The organism is Thioclava sp. NS-SX20 (genome assembly GCF_057380695.1).
This window is the reverse complement of record NZ_CM170816.1, coordinates 1,650,428-1,671,348: the sequence shown is the minus strand read 5'-3', so window position 1 is coordinate 1,671,348 and position 20,921 is coordinate 1,650,428. Positions and strand designations below refer to the sequence as shown.

15 protein-coding genes are annotated in these 20,921 nt (G+C 63.7%); 8 read left to right on the top strand and 7 right to left on the bottom strand.

The features are described 5' to 3' along the window. Positions 1-60 precede the first annotated feature (60 nt). Genes AC2ISB_RS08120 through AC2ISB_RS08105 form a run of 4 tightly spaced genes read left to right on the top strand, consistent with a single transcriptional unit; the run spans position 61 to position 4,900 of the window. Positions 61-1,893 (top strand): DUF294 nucleotidyltransferase-like domain-containing protein, encoded by a 1,833-nt coding sequence (locus tag AC2ISB_RS08120; protein WP_486574675.1) that lies wholly within the window; start codon positions 61-63, stop codon positions 1,891-1,893. Between the two features lie 46 nt (positions 1,894-1,939). Further along, positions 1,940-2,473, top strand: a complete 534-nt coding sequence (locus AC2ISB_RS08115) for a hypothetical protein (RefSeq protein WP_339107730.1) — start codon at positions 1,940-1,942, stop codon at positions 2,471-2,473. Beyond that, positions 2,466-2,852, top strand: coding sequence for a response regulator transcription factor (locus AC2ISB_RS08110; protein WP_339107729.1), 387 nt, complete (start codon positions 2,466-2,468; stop codon positions 2,850-2,852). The genes AC2ISB_RS08115 and AC2ISB_RS08110 overlap by 8 nt, the downstream gene beginning before the upstream one ends. Next, a complete protein-coding gene (locus AC2ISB_RS08105; RefSeq protein WP_486574674.1) occupies positions 2,852-4,900 on the top strand; it encodes a 3'-5' exonuclease in 2,049 nt (682 codons plus the stop codon). The genes AC2ISB_RS08110 and AC2ISB_RS08105 overlap by 1 nt, the downstream gene beginning before the upstream one ends. A 144-nt stretch (positions 4,901-5,044) precedes the next feature. Here the strand turns inward: AC2ISB_RS08105 and AC2ISB_RS08100 are convergent, their stop codons facing one another. From AC2ISB_RS08100 to pepN, 4 genes are all read right to left on the bottom strand, one after another. After that, positions 5,045-5,671 (bottom strand): DnaJ domain-containing protein, encoded by a 627-nt coding sequence (locus AC2ISB_RS08100; protein WP_339107727.1) that lies wholly within the window; start codon positions 5,669-5,671, stop codon positions 5,045-5,047. A gap of 278 nt (positions 5,672-5,949) precedes the next feature. After that, positions 5,950-6,501 (bottom strand): DUF4177 domain-containing protein, encoded by a 552-nt coding sequence (locus AC2ISB_RS08095; RefSeq protein WP_486574673.1) that lies wholly within the window; start codon positions 6,499-6,501, stop codon positions 5,950-5,952. 173 nt (positions 6,502-6,674) lie between these two features. After that, complete coding sequence (gene gatB, locus AC2ISB_RS08090) at positions 6,675-8,192, bottom strand: Asp-tRNA(Asn)/Glu-tRNA(Gln) amidotransferase subunit GatB (RefSeq protein ID WP_339107725.1); 1,518 nt, start codon at positions 8,190-8,192, stop codon at positions 6,675-6,677. A gap of 259 nt (positions 8,193-8,451) precedes the next feature. Then, positions 8,452-10,995: an aminopeptidase N gene (gene pepN / locus AC2ISB_RS08085; RefSeq protein ID WP_486574672.1), complete on the bottom strand. Its 2,544-nt coding sequence runs from the start codon at positions 10,993-10,995 to the stop codon at positions 8,452-8,454. A gap of 161 nt (positions 10,996-11,156) precedes the next feature. On the opposite strand from pepN, the gene AC2ISB_RS08080 reads away from it, so the two are divergent. Both AC2ISB_RS08080 and AC2ISB_RS08075 read left to right on the top strand, forming a co-directional pair. Then, the gene (locus AC2ISB_RS08080; RefSeq protein ID WP_486574671.1) at positions 11,157-13,313 is read left to right on the top strand and encodes a malate synthase G; all 2,157 of its coding nucleotides are present in this window, start codon (positions 11,157-11,159) and stop codon (positions 13,311-13,313) included. 193 nt (positions 13,314-13,506) lie between these two features. After that, a complete protein-coding gene (locus AC2ISB_RS08075; protein WP_339107722.1) occupies positions 13,507-14,280 on the top strand; it encodes a gamma-glutamyl-gamma-aminobutyrate hydrolase family protein in 774 nt (257 codons plus the stop codon). Between the two features lie 99 nt (positions 14,281-14,379). Here AC2ISB_RS08075 and AC2ISB_RS08070 read toward each other — a convergent pair whose 3' ends face one another. The 3 genes from AC2ISB_RS08070 to glmU are packed head-to-tail and all read right to left on the bottom strand — an operon-like array spanning position 14,380 to position 18,456. Continuing rightward, entirely contained in the window at positions 14,380-15,279 is a 900-nt protein-coding gene (locus tag AC2ISB_RS08070; RefSeq protein ID WP_486574670.1) for a DNA alkylation repair protein, read from the bottom strand. After that, complete coding sequence (gene glmS, locus AC2ISB_RS08065) at positions 15,276-17,090, bottom strand: glutamine--fructose-6-phosphate transaminase (isomerizing) (protein ID WP_406736284.1); 1,815 nt, start codon at positions 17,088-17,090, stop codon at positions 15,276-15,278. Before glmS ends, AC2ISB_RS08070 begins: the two co-directional genes overlap by 4 nt. A 4-nt stretch (positions 17,091-17,094) precedes the next feature. Further along, the gene (gene glmU, locus AC2ISB_RS08060; protein WP_486574669.1) at positions 17,095-18,456 is read right to left on the bottom strand and encodes a bifunctional UDP-N-acetylglucosamine diphosphorylase/glucosamine-1-phosphate N-acetyltransferase GlmU; all 1,362 of its coding nucleotides are present in this window, start codon (positions 18,454-18,456) and stop codon (positions 17,095-17,097) included. A 139-nt stretch (positions 18,457-18,595) separates the two neighbouring features. Here glmU and AC2ISB_RS08055 point away from each other — a divergent pair, with 139 nt between their 5' ends. Together AC2ISB_RS08055 and AC2ISB_RS08050 are read left to right on the top strand one after the other, a co-directional pair. Then, complete coding sequence (locus AC2ISB_RS08055) at positions 18,596-19,276, top strand: HAD-IA family hydrolase (protein WP_339107718.1); 681 nt, start codon at positions 18,596-18,598, stop codon at positions 19,274-19,276. A 76-nt stretch (positions 19,277-19,352) separates the two neighbouring features. After that, positions 19,353-20,546, top strand: a complete 1,194-nt coding sequence (locus AC2ISB_RS08050) for a DegT/DnrJ/EryC1/StrS family aminotransferase (RefSeq protein WP_486574668.1) — start codon at positions 19,353-19,355, stop codon at positions 20,544-20,546. Positions 20,547-20,921 lie beyond the last annotated feature (375 nt).

The following is a 20,921-nucleotide window of genomic DNA, read 5'->3' as shown; positions in this document are numbered from 1 at the left end:
CCCACGTCACCCCCGGAGCATTTTCCCCCCAACCTGATTACTGGCGAACGGATAGAGATCATGCGTGACGATCTTGCCTCTGTTATGACATTTCTCGAAGGGGTCCACCCCTACGACACCCTGCCGCGTAACGATCTGGCCCGCGTGGCCCGATCCTTTGACCGCAGGACGCTGGAGGCCGGTGCCGAGATCTACCGTTTGGGCAGCGCGCTGGACGGGCTGTATCTGGTGCAATCCGGTGCAGTCGAGGTGAGTGATGCCAACGGGGCGCTGGTCTCGGTGCTGGGGCCGCGCAACAGTTTTGGCGAACGCGGCCTGATGCGCGACGGTCAGGCCGCCACCACCGCGCGGATGCGCGAGGCGGGCGTTCTGCTGCTTTTGCCTGCCGCCGAATTTACCCGTCTGTGCCAGAGCGTTGACAGTTTCCGCCGGTTTTTTGACCGGATGCCGGTGCGCAAAGCCCGTGCAGGGGCCGATCTGGCGACGATGCGGGTGGCAGATCTGCTGTCGGGCAAGGCGGTGGCCTGCCGCCCCGAGACCAATGTGGTCGAGGCAGCACGGATGATGCGCGACCTTCATGTATCGTCCTTGGGGGTGACGGACCCGCAGGGCCGTCTGCTGGGCATCGTGACGCAGCGCGATATGTCGAACAAGGTTCTGGCGGGCAATTTCCCGATGTCGGCAGAGGTGGGGCGGGTGATGACCCCCGATCCGGTGACCCTGCCGCCCGATGCGCTGGGGTCGGATATCCTGCACCGGATGCTGGAAAAAGGGATCGGGCATCTACCGGTGACCGAGCACGGGCGTTTCATCGGCATGATCACCCAGACCGATCTCACCCGCTTTCAGGCGGTCAGTTCCGCGAGCCTGATCCACGAGATCGCGCGCGCGCAGGATGTCGCCGGTATGGCCGCGATAACCGCGCGTATCCCGCAGCTTCTGGTGCAGCTGGTGGGGGCCCATCACGCGCATGAGGTCACCACGCGGCTGATCACCGATATCGCCGATGCGGTGACCCGCCGTCTGCTGGCGATGGCCGAGGCACAGCTTGGCCCCGCGCCTGCGCCTTGGGTGTGGGCGGCCTGCGGCTCTCAGGGGCGGCAGGAGCAGACCGGCGTCTCCGATCAGGATAACTGCCTGATCGTCGGGGACACGGCCACCGAAGCCGATATGGAGTATTTCCGCCGCTTCGCGCAGATCGTCTCGGACGGTCTGCACGCGTGCGGTTACGTCTATTGTCCGGGCGATATGATGGCGACCAATCCGCGCTGGTGCCAGCGTGCCGAGGTCTGGGCGCGCTATTTCCGCGGCTGGATAGCGACGCCCAATCCCGAGGCGCAGATGCTGGCCTCTGTCATGTTCGACCTGCGGGTGATCGGCGGCACAGCCCCTGCTCTGTTCGAGGCATTGCAGGCCGAAACCCTTGCCAATGCGGCAAAAAATTCGATTTTCGTGGCGCATATGATTGCCAATAGCCTCAAACACCACCCGCCGCTGGGGCTGATCCGCGGCTTTGCCACCATCCGTTCGGGCGAACACCGCCACCAGATCGACCTCAAGCATAATGGTGTGGTGCCGGTGGCCGATCTGGGGCGGGTCCATGCGCTGCGGGGGCAGCTTGCGGTGGCCAATACGCGCGCGCGCCTGCTGGCGGCCTGCGAGGCGGGCACGATATCGGTGGCGGGCGGGCAGGACCTGATTGCCGCCTATGACCTGATCGCGATGACACGGCTGGAAAATCAGGCACGCCAGATCCGCAAAGGCGCGGCCCCCGACAACTATCTGGCCCCCTCGGCGCTGCCCGATTTCGAACGTTCCCATCTGCGCGACGCTTTCGTGGTGGTGCGCAGCCTGCAATCGGCTCTGGGTCATGGTAAGGCCAGTGTCAGCTAGGGCGGGTGCCCGTGCAACTGTGACGGTTTAACGAAGGAGACCCCTTATGATCGTGGATTTTATCGCAATGCTTTCCGCCGCGGCTCTGGCGGTTCTGGTGGTCTTCGCGTTCCGGCACGGCTTGCGCAAATGGGGCGGGGTCGTGCTGCCCAAATGGGTGATGCCCGCAATGGCGGGGCTGGCGATGCTGGGCTATACCATCCATGCCGAATACCGCTGGTATCCCGATCTGAAGGCGGGGCTGAATGGCGATATGAGCGTGGTAATGACGGTCGAGGACCGTAACTGGTGGCGCCCGTGGACCTATGCGGCCCCGGTGACCACCCGCTTCATGGCGGTCGATCTGGCGCAGGTCACCGATCCGGCACCGGGGGTGCGGGCGGGCAAGCTGCTGCTGGTCTCGCGCTGGCAACCGATGCAGCAGGTGCCCGTGGCCTATGATTGCGCAGGCCATCGGCGCGCGGATCTGATTGGTGGCGCGCATCTGCAGGACGGCACCCTGACCGGCGGCGAATGGTTGACTGTCTCGCCGCAAGATCCGGCGCTTGCCGCCCTTTGCGGGAGCGCGCGTCATGGCTGAGGATGCCCCGCGCCGTGTGCTGATTGTCGAGGACGAAGACAATATCGCCTTGGCGCTTGATTTTCTGATGGGCCGCGAAGGGTTTGATCATGCCCGGATTTCCACAGGTGCAGGGGCGCTGGACCTGATCCGCGAAATGCGCCCCGATCTGGTCTTGCTGGATATCATGCTGCCCGAGGTTTCGGGATATGAAATCTGCGAGGCCATGCGCACCGACCCCGATCTGCGCGGCGTGAAGATCCTGCTGATGACGGCGCGCGGCTCTTCGGTGGAGCGGCGCAAGGGGCTGGCGCTCGGGGCGGACGGGTTTATCGCCAAACCTTTCGAACTGAAGGAACTGCGCGCCGAGCTGCACCGCCTGCTGGACGAGGCCGCCTGATGTCCGACTGGATTGCCACGCTGGGTCTGCGTCTGCGGGTCTTCCTGCTGTTTGCGGGGCTCGCCTTCGGACTTGTGCTGGCGCTGCTGGCGGGGGTGTGGCTGGGCGCACGGCAAGGGGCCGGACATGAGGCGCTGATCGTCATGGCGCTGGTGTCCGGTCTTCTGGGGGTGACGCTGATTGCGGGACTGTGGCTGCTGTTCGACGAGCATGTCGCCCGCCCGATCGAGGCGCTGTCGGGAGCCATGCGCATGGGAGGCTGGGGCGACAGGGCCGCGTTCGACGCCCCCTATCTGGGCGATCTCGCCTCGGCGGGGGCGGCGCTCGGTGCGGCGATGTCGGCCCAGAAGGACCGGCTTGCCGCCGATGTCGAACAGGCGCTGGGGCAGGCGGCAACCAGTCAGGCGCGGCTGGAGCTGCTGCTGGCGGATCTGCCGGTGGGCGTGGTGCTTCTGTCAGCCGACCAGCGGCTGGTCTTCTATAATCCGCAAGCGGCAGAGCTGCTTGGCCACGGTGCCAACCGTCCGGGGCTGGGCCGTAAACTGGAAGATTTCCTCTCGATCGCGCCGATCCTGCATGCGGTGGAACGTCTGGCCAAAAGCGCCGACCCCGAGGCGCGCTCGGATGTGCTTTGTGTCACCGGTGCAGGCCAGACCCTGACCGGCCATCTGCGCGCCGTACCGGCGGGGGAAGGGGGGCATGTGCTGACCTTGCAGGACATGTCGGCAATGATGGCGCAGAACCGCGCGCAGATCGCCCTGACGGCAGAGCTGCTTGCCCGCACCCGACCGGGCGTTGCGGCGCTGCAATCGCTGATGGAAACGCTCAGCGATCCCGATGGCCCCGTTGGCGAGACCCGCGATCGCATCCGTCAGGCGGCCCGCCACGAGGCGCAGACGCTGGCGCAGGACCTGCACCGGATGGCACAGGCTTTCGAAACCCTGCCCGATTGCACCCTGACCGCGCTGCGTGCCTCCGATCTGGCCGAGGCGCTGAGGGCGCGCGTCGAGACGCAGGGAACGGCACTGACCTTGGCCACAGCCCCGCTGATGCTGCGCTGCGATGCGGGCGGGGTGCTGGCGCTCTGGTCGGCGCTGGCCGCGCTGGTCGCGGAGGATCGGCGCAGCGACTTCCGGTTCGAGATCACGCAGGAAGGGGCGGGGGCACTTCTGTCCCTCGAATGGCAGGGCCCGTCCTTGGGGCTCGGCGCTCTGGAAGCCTTCCTGCACCAACCGGACCTGTCGCTGGGGCAATCGCCACGCCAGATCCTCGACCATCACCACAGCGATCTCTGGCCCGAACCCCTGCATGACGGACGCGCGCGCCTGTGTATGCCCTTGCGGGAACTGGCGGGCCGCAACGATCCGCCCGCCGCCCTGCCGCGCCGCGTCACCTATGATTTCGACCTGCTCGACCGTCAGCCGCTGGGCGATATCCGTGCCAGCACGCTCGACAGGCTGACCTATGTGGTCTTCGATACCGAAACCACGGGGCTCGATCCCCAACGGGACGCCATCGTGCAGATCGCCGGACAACGTATCGTCAACGGGCGGGTGTCGGAAACCTTCGATATGCTGGTCAACCCCGCCCGTCCGATCCCTGCCTCCGCGACCGCCATCCACGGCATTTCCGATGAAATGGTGGCGCAGGCCCCCTCGGTGGCAGATGCCCTTTCGGCCTTCCACCATTTTGCCAAGGATGCGGTGCTTGTGGCACATAATGCGCCCTTCGATATCGGCCTGCTTCAGGCGGCAGAGCAGACCCACCGGCTGGGATACCAATTCGACCATCCGGTGCTCGATACGGTGCTGCTCTCGGCCATCCTGTTCGGCCAGTCGCAGACCCATACGCTGGATGCGCTCTGTGACCGTCTGGGCATCATCATCGCGCCGGAATTGCGCCATAGCGCGATGGGCGATGCCGATGCCACAGCCTCCGCCTTCCTGCGCATGTTGCCCGCACTGAAATCCAAGGGCTTGCAGACGCTGTCCGAGGTGATCATCGCCGCGCGCAAACACGGGCGCCTGATCCGCGACCTCAATCTGTGAACCAGACCGGCTGCGGTAAAACGGGCTGCGAAAAAACGGGCTACGGTAAAAACGGGCGCCCCGAAAGCGCCCGTCCCGCAGTCCAGCTGCATGAAATATCCCGGGGTGAATTGGGGCCTCAGGCCCCAAGAGGGGCAGCGCCCCTTACTTGAAGAAGCGGCTGTCCTTCAACTGGTCCCACGCCCAGACAACCTCCTGCAGCATCTCCTCCTGCGACCGGTCGCCCCCGTTCATATCGGGGTGCAGCACCTTGATCAGCGCCTTATAGGCCTTGCGCACCTCGGCCTTGGTCTCGGCATTGGTCACCTCGAGGATCTCGGCGGCCTTGCGTTCGGTTGGCGGCAGCTTGCGTCCCACAGAACGGCGGCCCGGATTCTGCGTCGCATTCTCGCCCAGAATCTCATGCGGGTCGGTCACCCCATGACGGGCAAGGCCCAGCTTCTCGTCATTGGCGCGGTTGAACGGCTTGGTCGGGCGCTCCCAGACGGTGGCATTGTCCAGAAAGGCCTGAAACTCTTCTTCGGACTGGCCCTGGAAATAGTTCCAGTTCAGGTTGTATTCGCGGATATGTTCCTTGCAGAACCAGAAATATTCGTCCAGCACCTTCGGGCTTTTGGGGGCGCGGTATTTCGCGGGCTCGTTGCAGCCCGCCTTGTCACAGACACGGGTCGAGGTCTCGAAGGCCCCCGACATGCCACGGCGGCCCTTCTGGCGGCGCTTCTTGTCTGCCGCAGCCGAGATGTTAAATCCAAACGGGTCGTTCTTTTCCATAAGGGTGGGTCTCCGTAATCTGACGGCTCGGGGGGAGTATGACGGCATGCGGGGAGGGCTGACCCCGCCTCCGACTCGGGTCACGCATTCTATGTCATTTTTCGTCGGGTGAAAGCCCTGGATCTCACTTTTGATCGCGACGCGAGCGGCCATGAACCCAGCCCGTTCGACAGGCGTATAGGGAGGGCTCTCCTTGGGACAGGCGTGGCAGACGGCACGGGCTTTATGTGACCTGAGGCGGGGGCCTCCGGTGCGGACCGGAGGCGCGGGGCATCCTGTTAGCTGCGGCCCGTCCCGTCATCGCTCTCGCTGGCGGCACCGCCGAGTTTGGGCGATTTGCCTTCCGGCCCGTTGGCCGATAGCGAGCGGGCGCGCTTTTCGATCGCACTGGGGATGCGCGGCGGTTGCGGCGTTGCAGGGCCGGCTTCGGCTTTTGGCAATGTCGCATTAGTGGCTCTGGCGGGCGCGGTCGGCGCAGGCGCAGGGGGCGCTGGTGCAGGGGCAGGCGCTACATATGTAGCGGCCGGTTCTGCCCGAAGCGGGGCCTTCGGCACCGGTGCCGTATGGTCCTCGGCAACAGGACGCGGGGCAAGCGCGGATTTCGGGCGGCGGAAGACCAGAAGATTGTGATAGGTGGTGGTCTTGCTGCGCAAGCCGCTGCGCTCTTCGGCAGGGAGGGTCTCGGCGCGCAGATAGTGCCAGCCATCTACGGCCATAGCGTTCAGCGTGGCCGTAAGAGTATTGGCAAAACGGTCCTCGGCGGTTTTCAGGCCGCGATCGCGTTCGCCACGCACGGGGGCGGGAATGACTTTATACTCATACTCTTGCATCGGAAGCCTCGCGCGTTCTGGTTCGGGCGGAACTTGTCGGTCATGTGAGGCCCGGGGTCAAGTGACGGATGGGTGAACGCTCTGCAAAGCGGGCATGGAAAAGGGGCGCCAAAGCGCCCCTTCGCAATCTGTTCCGAGCGTTTCAGGACCGGCCGCGTTCAGGACTGGCCGCGTTACTGCCCGAGCTTCTTGACCACCAGCTCGTTGACCGCTGCCGGATTGGCCTTGCCACCCGTCGATTTCATCACCTGGCCCACAAACCAGCCCGCCAGTTTCGGGTTGGCCTTGGCCTTCTCGACCTGCGCCGGGTTGGCGGCGATCACCTCGTCCACGGCGGCCTCGATGGCGCCCATATCGGTGACCTGCTTCATGCCGCGCTCTTCGACCAGAACCTCGGGGTCGCCGCCTTCGCTATAGACGATCTCGAAGAGATCCTTACCGATCTTGCCCGAGATATCGCCCGATTTGATCAGCTTGACGATCTTGCCCAGCTGTTCGGGCGACACGGGCGAGGTGGTCACATCATGGTCGTCTTTCTTCAGACGACCGAAGAGTTCGTTGATCACCCAGTTGGCCGAAAGCTTGCCATCGCCGCCGACGGCCAGAACGGCCTCGAAGTAATCGGCATTCTCGACCTCGGCGGTCAGCACCGAGGCGTCATATTCCGACAGGCCGAGTTCTTTCACGAAACGCGCTTTCTTGGCGTCGGGAAGTTCGGGCATGGAGGCTGCGATGTCATCGACCCAAGCCTGTTCGATTTCCAGCGGCAGCAGGTCGGGGCAGGGGAAATAACGGTAGTCATGCGCTTCTTCTTTCGAGCGCATGGAACGGGTCTCGTTCTTGTCGGGATCATAGAGGCGGGTTTCCTGCACCACCTCGCCGCCATCCTCGACGATGGCGATCTGGCGGCGGGCCTCATATTCGATGGCTGCCTGAATGAAGCGCATGGAGTTCATGTTCTTGATCTCGCAGCGCGTGCCCAAGACCGAGAAATCGCCGGTTTCGCGGAATTTCTCGTAATCGCCCGGTTTGCAGATCGAGACGTTCACATCGGCGCGCAGGTTGCCGTTTTGCATATTGCCGTCACAGGTGCCCAAGTAGCGCAGGATCTGGCGCAGCTTGCCGACATAGGCGGCCGCCTCTTCGGGGCCACGGATATCGGGGCGCGAGACGATTTCCATCAGCGCCACGCCCGTGCGGTTGAGGTCGACGAAGGACATGTTCGGGTCCATGTCGTGGATCGATTTGCCCGCATCCTGTTCGAGGTGGATCCGCTCGATACGGACCATGCGCCCGACGCCCGGCCCCATATCGACAAGCATTTCGCCTTCCCCCACGATGGGGTGGTAGAGCTGGCTGATCTGATAGCCCTGCGGCAGGTCGGGGTAGAAGTAGTTCTTGCGGTCAAAAGCCGAGAAGAGGTTGATGTCGGCTTTCAGCCCCAGCCCCGTGCGCACGGCCTGTGCCACGCAATATTCGTTGATGACCGGCAGCATGCCCGGCATGGCGGCGTCCACGAAGGCGACATTCGAGTTGGGCTCGGCGCCGAAAGTGGTGGAAGCGCCCGAGAACAGCTTGGCATTGGAATGGACCTGCGCGTGGACCTCGAGACCGATCACCAGTTCCCAATCCGATTTGGCCCCGGCGATGACTTTCGGTTTGGGCGCTTCATAAGCGAGATGGTCGAGCATATCCGCATTCCTCGTGTCTTTGGCAGGCCTCTGGCCCCAACGTGCTTGAGTGTCTTCTAGGACAGGGGCAGATCGGGGGCAAGAGGGGGAATGGGCAGAGGGGGCTCTGCCCCCGCGCCCTTGCGGGCGCCCCCCGGGATATTTGGAGCAGCTGGAACGGGGGCGGCGGATCTTTATTGACGGGGGCTGGCCGGATTTGGGGGATAGGGGGCTGCGTGTGCGGTAACGGGAAAGGCCCGCGCGGGGCGGGCCTTTGGGGTTATCCGAGCAGGCGTTGCGACATTTCGCTGAGGTCGCGCGAGAGGCCGCGGGTTTGGGTGATGCGGGTCAGTTCCTCGCGGATCATCTGCTGGCGGGGGGCGTCATAGCGGCGCCATGTCTCGAAGCTGGTGGACATGCGGGCGGCTGTTTGCGGGTTCATCGGGTCCAGTTTGATCAGCCAGTCGGCCAGAAAGGCATAGCCCGAGCCGTCCTTCGCGTGGAAGCCCGCGTGGTTGGCGGTGAGCCCGCCCACCAGCGCGCGGAAGCGGTTGGGGTTTTTCCAGTCGAAGGCGGAGTCTTGCGCCAGTTCGCGCGCGCGGGACACGGCACTTTCGGGCGGGCAGGCAGCGACTTCGACCATGAACCATTTGTCCATCACGAGGCGGTTGTCCTGCCAGCGGTTGCGGAAGGCCTGTGAGGCCTCTTGGCCTAGCCCTGCACGGATCAGGATTGAAAGCGCGCCGAAGCTTTCGGTCATATTATTCGCCTGATCGAAGAGGGCTTTGGCGCGGGTGCCGCCGTCGAGTTTGGTTAGCAGGCTCAGGCAGGCAAGGCGCAGGCCCCTTTTGCCCGCGGGCTCGGCATCGGGGGAATAGGGGCCTTTGACCTCCAGCGCGTCGTAAAGCGCGGCGAGGCGGGCCTCATGTGTGGTGGCGATGGCTTTCGACAGCGTATTGCGGGCCGCGTGGATCGCATCGGGGTCGGGCGTGCCGCCTGCGGCGAAGATCGCCTGTGCCAATTCGTCCTCGCCCGGAAGCGCGAGGCAATGCGCGATGAAGGCAGGTTCCAGCGTGTCGTCGGCGAGCAGGTTGCCGATGGCATCAAGATAGGCGGGGGCGGCCTCCGTGCCCGTTGTCATATCGATCAGCGTGCGTTGGGCAAGGCTGCGGCCTGCCTCCCAGCGGTTGAAACCATCGGTGTCATGGGCCAGCAGGAAGGCCTGTTCTTCGGGGCTCTGCTCGCGTTGCAGGACCACGGGTGCCGAGAAATCGCGCAGGATCGAGGGGACGGGCTTTTCGGCCACATCGAAGCTGAAGCTCTGTTCTTCCTCGGTCATTTCCAGAAGCTGGGTGGACAGCACCTCGCGGCCTTGCAGGTCCAGCAGGCCCAAGGCAATCGGGATATGGCGCGGGGCTTTTTCGGCCTCGCCCGGGGTGGGGGGCGTGGACTGGCGGAAGGTCAGCGTGTAGCGGCCATCGGCATAGGTATCGGTGACCTTCAGATGCGGCGTGCCTGCGGACGTATACCACAGCGCGAATTGCGACAGGTCACGCCCCGTCACATCCTCGAAGACCTTCAGCCAGTCCTCGATCGTGCAGGCCTGCCCGTCATGGCGGTCGAAGTAGAGGTCAAGCGCGCGGCGGTAGCCCTCATCGCCCGCAAGGCGTTTGAGCATGCCCACGATCTCGGCGCCTTTTTCATAGACGGTGACGGTGTAGAAGTTGTTGATCTCGCGGTAGTGGTTGGGGCGCGGGGGGTGCGCCAGCGGGCCTTGGTCTTCGCGGAACTGGCGGGTGCGCAGCATCGCGGCATCCTCGATCCGCTTGACCGGACCAAGGCGCACATCGCGGGTGAAGCTCTGGTCGCGGAAGACGGTCAGGCCTTCCTTCAGGCACAGCTGGAACCAGTCGCGGCAGGTGATGCGGTCGCCTGTCCAATTGTGGAAATACTCATGCCCGATGACGGCCTCGATACGCATGTAATCGGTGTCGGTTGCGGTTTCGGGGGAGGCCAGAACCAGTTTGGAGTTGAAGATATTCAGCCCCTTATTCTCCATCGCCCCCATGTTGAAATCATCGACCGCCACAAGGTTGAAGACCGAGAGGTCATATTCGCGCCCATAAGCCTCTTCATCCCAGACCATCGACCGCACAAGGCTTTCGAGGGCGAAATCACAGCGGTCCTCATCGCCCGGACGCACCCAGATGTTCAGATCGACCTCGAGGCCGGATTTCGTGGTGAATTTGCCCGAAGTCGCCACCAGATCGCCCGCCACCAGCGCGAAAAGATAGGCGGGTTTGGGCCATGGGTCATCCCATTCGGCCCAACCCTCACCGGAGGCACCCGCATTGCCATTCGACAGAAGCACCGGCAGGTCGCCTTCGATGCGCACATGGAAGCGCGCCATCACATCGGGACGGTCGGGGTAGAAGGTGATCTTGCGGAAGCCCTCGGCCTCGCATTGGGTGCAATACATGCCGTTCGACATATAAAGCCCCTCTAGCGCTGTATTGGCATTGGGCGCGATCTCGACCTCGGTCTCAAGGGTGAAGGCGCCTTCGGGCAGGGCGGCGGCATGGACCGTCAGACCCGTCTCGGTCAGCAGGTAATCGGCAGGTTGCAAGGCGGTGCCGTCAATGCCCAGCGAGATCAGCTTGAGGTCTTCGCCATCCAGATGCAGCGAGGCGCCTTCGCCCTTGGGGGTCAGATGCAGCCGCGCCATCACGCGGGTGGCGGCAGGGGCCAGCCGGAAGGTCAGATGTACCTGATCCAGATCGAACGGGTAGGGCGTATAGTCTGACAGGTAGATCGTGCCGTCCATCGGGGTGGCTCCTTTGCTTCGTCTTGTGACGTCTTTATAGGCGGCTCAGGGTAGGCCCGCACGCGGGGAGGTTCAAGACGGGGTCATGTCTTTGTGTCACTGGACACTCCCGTGATCTCGGGTCAGGTTGTAAGCCAAATCACGAATGACGGGAGGGTGCTATGGTTGATCGGGTCGAGCGCGCAGGACTACAGGTCGCGGCAGAGCTTGCCGCCTTTATCGAAGAGCAGGCGCTTGCGGGCACGGATGTGACGCCCAAGCGGTTCTGGGCAGGTCTTGCGGTGCTGATGAGCGACTTCGCTCCGAAAAACCGCGACCTGCTTGACGTGCGCGAGAAGATGCAGGCGCAGATCGACGCATGGCATTTGCAGCGGCGCGGCCAGCTGCATGATGGCGCGGCCTATAAGGCCTTCCTGCAAGAGATCGGCTATCTGCTGCCCGAGGGCGCGGATTTCACCGTTGAGACCCCCGCGACTGATCCGGAATTCGCGCAGATCTGCGGGCCGCAGCTGGTGGTGCCGATCATGAACGCGCGCTATGCGCTCAATGCCGCCAATGCGCGTTGGGGGTCTTTATATGATGCGTTTTACGGCACCGATGCTTTGGGCGATCTGCCCGAGGGCAAGGGCTTTGATGCTGCACGCGGGGCCAAGGTTGTCGCCGCCGCCAAGGCGTTTCTGGACAGGACCTTCCCGCTGGTTTCGGGCAAATGGGCCGATGTCAGCAGCCTGCGGGTTGATCATGGCGGGCTGTTTGTGACCACCGATGATCTGACCGGCCTGATGAATCCCGCGCAATTTGCGGGCTATCAGGGCGCGACGGATGCGCCCTCGGCCATTGTGCTGAAGAATAACGGGCTGCATGTGATCGTGAAGATCGATGCCTCCCATCCCATCGGCAAGACCGATCCGGCGCATATCAGCGATGTGGTGATAGAGGCGGCTGTTTCCGCGATCATGGATTGCGAGGATTCGGTCGCCGCTGTGGATGCCGAGGATAAGGTGCTGGCCTATTCCAACTGGCTGGGGCTGATGCGCGGTGATCTGACCGAAAGCGTCGAGAAGGGGGGCAAGAGTTTCACCCGCGCGTTGAACCCCGATCTGGCCATCACCCTGCCTGAAGGGGGCGAGGCGCAGCTGAAGGGGCGCTCGATGATGCTGGTGCGCAATGTCGGCCATCTGATGACCAACCCCGCCGTGCTGGATGCCGAGGGCCGCGAGATCCCCGAGGGGCTGATGGATGCGCTGGTCACGACGCTTTGCGCCATGCCCGATCTGGCCAAGACGGACGGGCCGCGCAACTCCGAGACGGGCTCGGTCTATGTGGTCAAGCCGAAGATGCATGGTCCTGCCGAGGTCGCATTTGCCTGTGCGGTCTTTGACTATGTCGAAGAGGTGCTGGGCCTGCCGCGCTATACGGTGAAGCTGGGGATCATGGATGAGGAGCGCCGGACCTCGGTGAACCTCAAGGAATGTATCCGCGCGGCCAAACATCGCGTGGCCTTTATCAATACGGGCTTCCTTGACCGGACGGGCGACGAGATCCATACCTCGATGGAGGCCGGTGCCCTGCTGCCCAAGGGCGAGATGAAATCCCAGCCGTGGATTGCCGCCTATGAGGACCGCAATGTGGATATCGGTCTGCGCTGCGGGCTTTCGGGGCGGGCGCAGATTGGCAAGGGCATGTGGGCGATGCCCGATCTGATGGCGGCCATGCTGGAGCAGAAGGTGGGCCATCCCAAGGCGGGGGCCAATTGTGCTTGGGTGCCATCGCCCACGGCGGCCACTTTGCATGCGATGCATTACCATGCGGTGGATGTTCTGGCCCGTCAGCGCGAGATTGCGGCCGAGCGCCGGCCCGAGCGGCTGGATGATCTGCTGTCGATCCCGCTGGCTGCGGGGCGTAATTTCTCGGAAGAGGAAACCACCCGCGAGATCCGCAATAACGCTCAGGGCATTCTGGGCTATGTGGTGCGCTGGGTCGATCAGGGGGTGGGCTGTTCCAAAGTGCCCGATATCCATGACGTGGGGCTGATGGAAGACCGCGCCACCTGCCGGATTTCGGCGCAGGCGCTGGCGAACTGGCTGCATCACGGGGTGGTCTCGGAAGAGGCCGTGATGCATGGGCTGCGCGAGATGGCTGTGGTGGTGGATCGCCAGAACGCGGGCGATCCCGCCTATCAGCCGATGGCGCCCGATTATAATGGCGTGGCCTTTCAGGCGGCCTGCGATCTGGTGTTTCAGGGGCGCAACCAGCCTTCGGGCTATACCGAGCCGGTCCTGCATCACCGTCGCCTGCAATATAAGGCGACCCGCTAGGTAACCGAACCGGATCTGCTTGCGGTGCAGGCAGATCCGCTTTGTCGCGCTGCATTCGCGGGCAGAATGTTACGCGACGGGCAGGCTGTGCGTATCTTTGGCAGGCTCTTCGCCGTGGCGCACATTTGTTGCGCATATGAAGCCTTTTCTTGCGAAACCTTCCCGCTTAGCTTGACCGCAAAGGAGAGCAGGCATGACCAGACCCATCGTAGGCATTATCGGCAACACCGCGCTGATCAATGATCGTTTTCCGGTGCACGAGACCGGCACCATGGTGTCCGAGGCGATTGCGGAAGTGTCTGGCTGTATCCCGATGATCATTCCGCCCGACCCCGGCTGGATGACGGTGGCCGAACTGATGGAAAGCTGTGACGGCTTCCTTCTGCCCGGCGGGCGCCCGAATGTGCACCCGTCCGAATATGGCGATGAGGAAACCGAGGCGCATGGCACTTTTGACCGCAAGCGCGATGCCATTGCACTGGAGCTTGTGCGGGCCTGTGTGGCGACCGGTCAGCCGATTTTCGGGATCTGCCGCGGCTTTCAGGAAATCGCCGTGGCGATGGGGTCCACCCTGCATCCCGAGATCCGCGAATTGCCGGGGCGGCGCAACCACCGGATGCCTGTGGATGTGTCGCTGGAGGAAGGGTTTTCCAACCGGCACAAGGTCTCGCTTGCTGCGGGGGGGCGATTTGCGCGGCTCTTCGGGGCGGAAGAGGTGGAAACCAATTCGCTGCACGGTCAGGGCATTCTGGAAGCGGGCCCTCGCATCGTGATCGAGGGGCGGGCCGATGATGGCACTGCCGAGGCGATCTATGTGAAAGACGCGCCCGGGTTTACCATGTCGGTGCAATGGCACCCCGAGCATCGGGCGGCGCAGGACCCTGTGTCGCGGCCCCTGTTCGAGGCCTTTGGTCATTCGGTGAGGTCATGGGCGATTGCGCGGCGTGGTGCGGTGAAAGTGGCCTGATCTTGGTGGCAGATGTGGAAAAGGGGGCGATCTCGCCCCCTTCTTTCATATTCGGGGAATATGAAATTCATCCCCCGAGGATATTTTCGGCAGCTGGACTCAGAGACCGTTCTGGGCTTCGCGGCGCAGGGTGCGCGGCAGATGTTCCTGTGTGGCAAGGAAATGTTCGACGCGGGCGCGTTCGAATTTTGCCAGATCTGCCAGCCAGCGGCCGATGGCGCGCGACAGATCGACCGGCGCGCCCGGTGCCAGACGTGCGGCCAGTGTCAGCAGGTGGTCTTGTACGCGGTGGTCTTCGGGTTTGGGGTTGCGCAGCTTGGTATAGGGGCGCGTCATCAGGAAGATGGCGAGCTTCGGGCCGATCGGGCCTTGGGGCTGTTCGACCGCTTCGTCGAGGTCTTCGGAGAGGGGCTGGCCCTCATTCGCCCATGCGTCAAGCTGGCTGAGGCGCGCGAGATTGGCCTGCAGGCGTTTGGCCGCCGGCTTGCTGATCGCGTCGATCAGGGCGAAGCAATCGGCCTCTTCGATCCAGCGGGTCAGCAGTTGCCACGCCATATCGTCGGGGCGCATGCGGGCTTGGGTCAGCAGCTTGGTGGCGGCGATGCGGGCCTCATAGATGCCCGATTGCCAAAGCTCATTGGCGAGGCTGACACGGCCTTCATTGTCCAGCGCCTCGCGCCACATGGCGGCCATATCGGTGAGGCCGGTGGCGGTTACGCCGATGACGCGGCAGCTGGTGCCGGTTTGCGCTTGCAGTTGTGCGGCGCGTTCCGCATCGGCCCATGCCTCGAGGGCATAGAGCGCATCTTCGATGCTGGGCGGTGCGAGGGTGTCTTCCGGCTCGGCCTCTTCCTCGAAGAACTCGTAATCGGCATCCGAGGCGGCATAGGCTTCGGCCTCGGCGCTGAGTTTTGCGGTTTCTTCGGGCGAAAGGCGGGTGCCATCGTCCTGCAGGATTTCGGGTTTGGGGCCTTTGCGGCCCCCACGTTTGCGGCTCATTCGACGGTCACCGATTTAGCTAGGTTGCGGGGCTGGTCCACATCGGTGCCTTTAGCGATGGCGGTGTGATAGGCCAGAAGTTGCGCGGGCAGCGCATAGAGGATCGGGGCCCATGGTTCAAGCACTTCCGGCAGCTGCAGCGTGGCCCAGGTGCCCTCGGAGGCCTCGGAGAGGCCTTGGGCATCGGAGACCAGAAGCACCTTGCCGTGGCGGGCCATGACCTCTTGCATATTCGAGACAGTCTTGTCGAAAAGCCCGTCATGGGGGGCGAAGACGATCACCGGCACCGTGCGTTCGATCAGCGCGATGGGGCCGTGTTTCAGCTCGCCGCTGGCATAGCCTTCAGCGTGGATATAGCTGATTTCCTTCAGCTTCAGCGCGCCTTCCATCGCCAGCGGATACAGCGGGCCGCGCCCGAGGAAGAGGATGTCTTGCGCCTCGGCCAGCTGGCCCGACAGCTCGGCAATCTTCTCGCCGATGCCGAGGCCTGCATTCATCAGGCCGGGCAGGGCGCGCAGGGCCTGCATATGGTTTCGGGCGTCTTCGGGGCTGAGATGGCCGCGATCCAGACCCGCCTTCAGTGCCAGAATGCCGAGTGTCAGCAGCTGGCAGGTGAAGGCTTTGGTCGAGGCCACGCCCACTTCGACGCCCGCATGGATCGGCAGGGCGATGCCCGCCTCGCGCGCCATAGTGGAGGTGGGGACATTGACCACGGCGATGGTTTTCTCGACCTTCTCGTTGCAATAGCGCAGCGCGGCCAGCGTATCGGCGGTTTCGCCCGACTGGCTGACAAACAGCGCCGTGGAGCGCGCGGGCATCGGCGGCTCGCGGTAGCGGAACTCGGAGGCGACATCAATCTCGCAGGGGATGCCCGCGAGCTTTTCAAACCAGTATTTCGCGGTCTGGCAGGCATAGAAGGCCGTGCCACAGGCCACCAGCGTCAGCCGCTCGGTGCCGGAAAAATCCACGCTTTCCGGCAGGTTGAGGCTGTCGCCCCGCAGATAATGGGTCAGCGCATCGGCCAGAACCACCGGTTGCTCGGCGATCTCCTTGGCCATGAAGTGCTTGTATCCGCCCTTTTCGACGCGGGTCTGGCCCAGATCGATACGGGCCTCATCGCGATTGGCGCGGCGGCCCGCGTGGTCGAAGATTTCCGCGCCCTGACGGGTGATGAAGGCATAATCGCCCTCTTCCAGATAGGTGATGCGGTCGGTCATCGGCGACAGCGCGATGGCATCCGACCCCACGAACATCTCGCCCTCGCCATGCCCGATCGCCAGAGGCGAGCCTTTACGCGCGGCGATCATCAGATCGTCCTCGCCGTCAAACAGCCACAGAAGGGCGAAGGCGCCCTCAAGCTTGGCCAGCGTGGCCACGGCTGCCTCGCGCGGGGGCATGCCGCGGTCCATCATCAGGCGGGTCAGCTGGGCCACGGTTTCGGTGTCGGTCTCGGTTTCGGGGGTGATGCCGGCTTGGGCCAGCTCGGCGCGCAGCTCGCGGAAATTCTCGATGATGCCGTTATGGACCACCGCCACCGGCCCCGAGCGATGCGGATGTGCATTGGTCACCGTCGCCGCGCCGTGGGTCGCCCAGCGGGTATGGCCGATGCCGGCTTTGCCCGGCAGCGGTTCATGCACCAGAAGGTCCGAGAGGTTGACCAGCTTGCCCACCGCGCGGCGGCGGTCAAGGCGGCCTTCGTTGATGGTGGCGATGCCCGCGCTGTCATAGCCGCGATATTCCAGCCGTTTGAGGCTTTCGACCAGAAGGGGGGAGACTTCATGCGTGCCAAGCACGCCGATGATTCCGCACATGGGCTCAGCCTTTCTTTTCGGATTTCGCGGCGGCGCGGCGGGCTTTTTCCTCGCGCAGCATGGTCATCAGTTTGCGGGCCAGACCGGGTTTGTTGACCTGTTGGCCGCGCGCCACGGAAAGGGCGTCATCGGGCACATTCTTGGTGATCACCGACCCCGATCCGGTGAGCGCGCGCGCACCGATGGTCACGGGGGCCACCAGCATGGTCGAGGAGCCGATAAACGCGTCTTCCCCGATTACCGTGCGATGTTTGAAGACGCCATCATAGTTGCAGGTGATGGTGCCCGCGCCGATATTGGTGCGCGCGCCGATCTCGGCATCGCCCAGATAGGTCAGATGGCCGACCTTCACCCCCTCGGCCAGCGTCGCATTCTTGACCTCGACGAAATTGCCCACATGGACATCCTCGGCCAGTTCCGCGCCGGGGCGCAGGCGGGCAAAGGGCCCGATAGTGGCCCCGCGCGAGATATGGCAGCCTTCAAGATGGCAGAAGGCTTCGATAGAGGCGCCGGATTCAACGGTGACCCCCGTGCCGAACACCACATTCGGGCCCACGGTCACATCGCGGCCCAGATAGGTGTCGAGTGCGAAATAGACGCTGTCGGGATCGGCCATGCTGACGCCGTTTTCCAGAGCGTCGTTGCGCTGGCGGGTCTGGAACAGGGCCTCGGCACGGGCGAGTTCGGCGCGGGTGTTGATGCCCAGCGTCTCGGCCTCGTCGCAGGTGACCACTTCGGCGCTCAGGCCGCGGGCACGCGCCGCGCCCACGATATCGGTCAGGTAATATTCGCCCGCCGCATTGTCATTGCCCAAGCCCTGCACCAGCTCGGTCAGCAGCACCGCATCACAGGCGATGACGCCGGAATTGCACAGCCGGATCGCCCGCTCGCTTTCGGAGGCGTCCTTGTATTCCACGATCCGCTCCAGCGCGGGACCCTGCGCGATCAGGCGTCCGTAACGGCCCGGATCGGCGGCCACAAAGCCCAGCACCGCAACCGCCGCATCCGAGGCGGCAAGCGCGTCCAGCGTTTCGGGGCGGATGAAGGGTGTGTCGCCATAGAGCACGATCACGCGCCCGTCGAAGCCCTCCAGCAGCGGCAGCGCCTGTGCCACGGCATGGCCGGTGCCAAGCTGCTCGGCCTGCCGGACATATTGCGCATCGGGTGCCCATTGGGCGACCGCCTTCTCCACCAGATCGGCCCCGTGGCCGGTTACGGCGATAATCCGCTCGGGCTCCAGCGCGCGTCCTGCGGCCAAAGCATGCGCGACCAGAGGCGCGCGGCCCACCTGATGCAGCACCTTCGGCAGGTCGGAATTCATGCGGGTGCCTTGCCCGGCAGCAAGGATAATCAGCGCGTTTGCCATAGCTCTGCCTTTTCTTCTGGCCTTTTCTTCTGCTCATCCCCGTTTTACCCATAGTGCAACGGGCCGCAAGGTGCCTGATCATCACGTCGTTTTTCGGCGTGTTTCAACATCGCCCCGGCTTCGGGGCAGGAAGGACTGCATGCAGACGGTTGTCTTCGATCTGGACGGCACATTGGCCGATACCTCGGCGGATCTTATCGCGGCGGCCAATGCCTGTTTCGTGGCGCGCGGCTATGCGCCGGTGCTGCATCCGCTGGACGATGCGGTGATCGCTTTTCATGGCGGGCGGGCGATGCTGCGCGAGGGGTTCGGGCGGCTGGGCCATGAGGATGTTGAGGCGGCCATCGATGCCGATTTCGACCGCCTTCTGGCCCATTACGACGCCCATATCTGCGTCCACACCACGCTGTATCCCGGTGTGGTGGCGGCGATAGAGGCGCTGCGCGAGGCGGGGTACAAAACCGCCATCTGCACCAATAAGCCCGAAGGCCTTGCGGTGAAGCTGGTGGATCAGCTTGGCATTGCGCCTCTGTTCGATGCGCTGATCGGGGCCGATACCCTGCCCACCCGCAAACCCGACCCCGCCCCCTATCTTGCGGCAGTCGAGCGGGCAGGGGGGGCTGTGGCGCAATCGGTCCTGATCGGTGATACCGAAACGGACCGGAAGACCGCCGCCGCCGTGGGGGTGCCTTGTGTGCTGGTCACTTTCGGCCCCGAGGGCGAGGCTATCTTGCGTCTGGAACCCGAGGCGGCGATGGCCAGCTATACGATCCTGCCCGCCTTGGTCGCGCAGCTTCTGCCCGCGCGGCCACAGGGCTAAGGGGCGGGGCGGCGGCTGCGCGTTGTGCCGCCCGCCGAATGGTGCCGATTTTCCGCCGAACTCTGGAGCATGGCCGATGCCTGACGAGATCTTTACCAAGCCCTTCACCCAGCAGGAGCCTCTCCCCGAGGCGGCCATCGCCCGCGCCGTCGAGGTGATGCGCCACGGGCGGCTGCACCGCTATAACACCCTTCCGGGCGAATATGGCGAAGTGGCCGATCTCGAGATCGAGTTTGCCGATTTCACCGGCGCGCGCTTTGCGCTGGCGGTGGCATCGGGGGGCTATGCTCTGGGCTGCGCCTTGCGGGCGATTGGTGTGCGGCAGGGCGAGCACGTGCTGACCAATGCTTTTACGCTGGCGCCTGTGCCCGGCGCGATTGCGGCGGTGGGGGGCGTGCCGGTGCTGGTCGAGGTGACGGAAGATCTGGTGATCGATCTGGACGATCTGGAGGCCAAGGCCGGTCAGGCGCGGGTGTTGATGCTGAGCCATATGCGCGGCCATATCTGCGACATGGACCGGCTGATGGAGATTGCCCGCCGCCATGACCTGACGGTGATCGAGGATTGCGCCCATACGATGGGGGCGGCGTGGAAGGGGGTGCCTTCGGGGCGGCATGGGGTGATCGGCTGCTATTCGACCCAGACCTACAAGCATATGAATTCGGGCGAGGGCGGATTGCTGGTCAGTGACGATCCGCAGGTGATGGCGCGGGCGATCCTGCTGTCGGGCAGCTATATGCTTTATCCGCGCCACCGCGCTGCCCCCGCCAGCGACTATTTCGAGCAGTCGAAATATGACACGCCCAATGTCTCGGGGCGGATGGATAACCTGCGCGCGGCGATCCTGCGCCCGCAACTGGCCGATCTGCCGCAGCAGATCGCACGATGGAATCGCCTTTACCAGAGATTGGAAGCCGAGCTTGCAGGGGGGCAGGGGCTGGCCTTGGTGTCGCGTGCCGAGGGCGAATCCTATGTGGGATCGTCATTCCAGTTCCGCCTGCCCGCCTTTAGCGCCCCTATGGTTGTGGATTTTGTGACGCGCTGTCTGGCGCGCGGGGTCGAGCTGAAATGGTTCGGCGCGAAGGAGCCCATGGGTTTTACGTCACGTCATGAGAGCTGGCACTATGTTCCGCCCCAATCCCTGCCACGTAGCAATGCCATTCTGGCCGGATTGCTCGATCTGCGGCTGCCTTTGAGCTTCGATCTGGACGATATCGCGCTGATCGCCCGTATTCTGCGCGAAGAGCTGCAAAAAACACGGGCGATATAAACCGGAAGTTGTGCATTCTTTGCCGTCTCGGGGCGGGTGATCCGGAAATGAAACACCTGCGACAAAGAATTTCGCGGGATTTCAACATGGAATTTTCCCTGTGAAACAAGCCATTTGCGGAAAATAGGGTTAATAAATGCATATTTTAGAGGAAAACATTTCGCCGTAAACGGTCGATTCACGCTTGCTCGTTAGCTCTCATGCCATATCCTGAGCGGTGAGTTGGACTGATCGGTTTGCTTCGGATCTTATTGTCGATATTCGCTTTTTCAGGGTTTCTTATCTAAAATGACTGCCCCGAAATATACGAAATAGACCCGACATCTGTTGACCCCGGAGCGACACGAGTCTATTGCTCACCGCAGCTTGAACCGG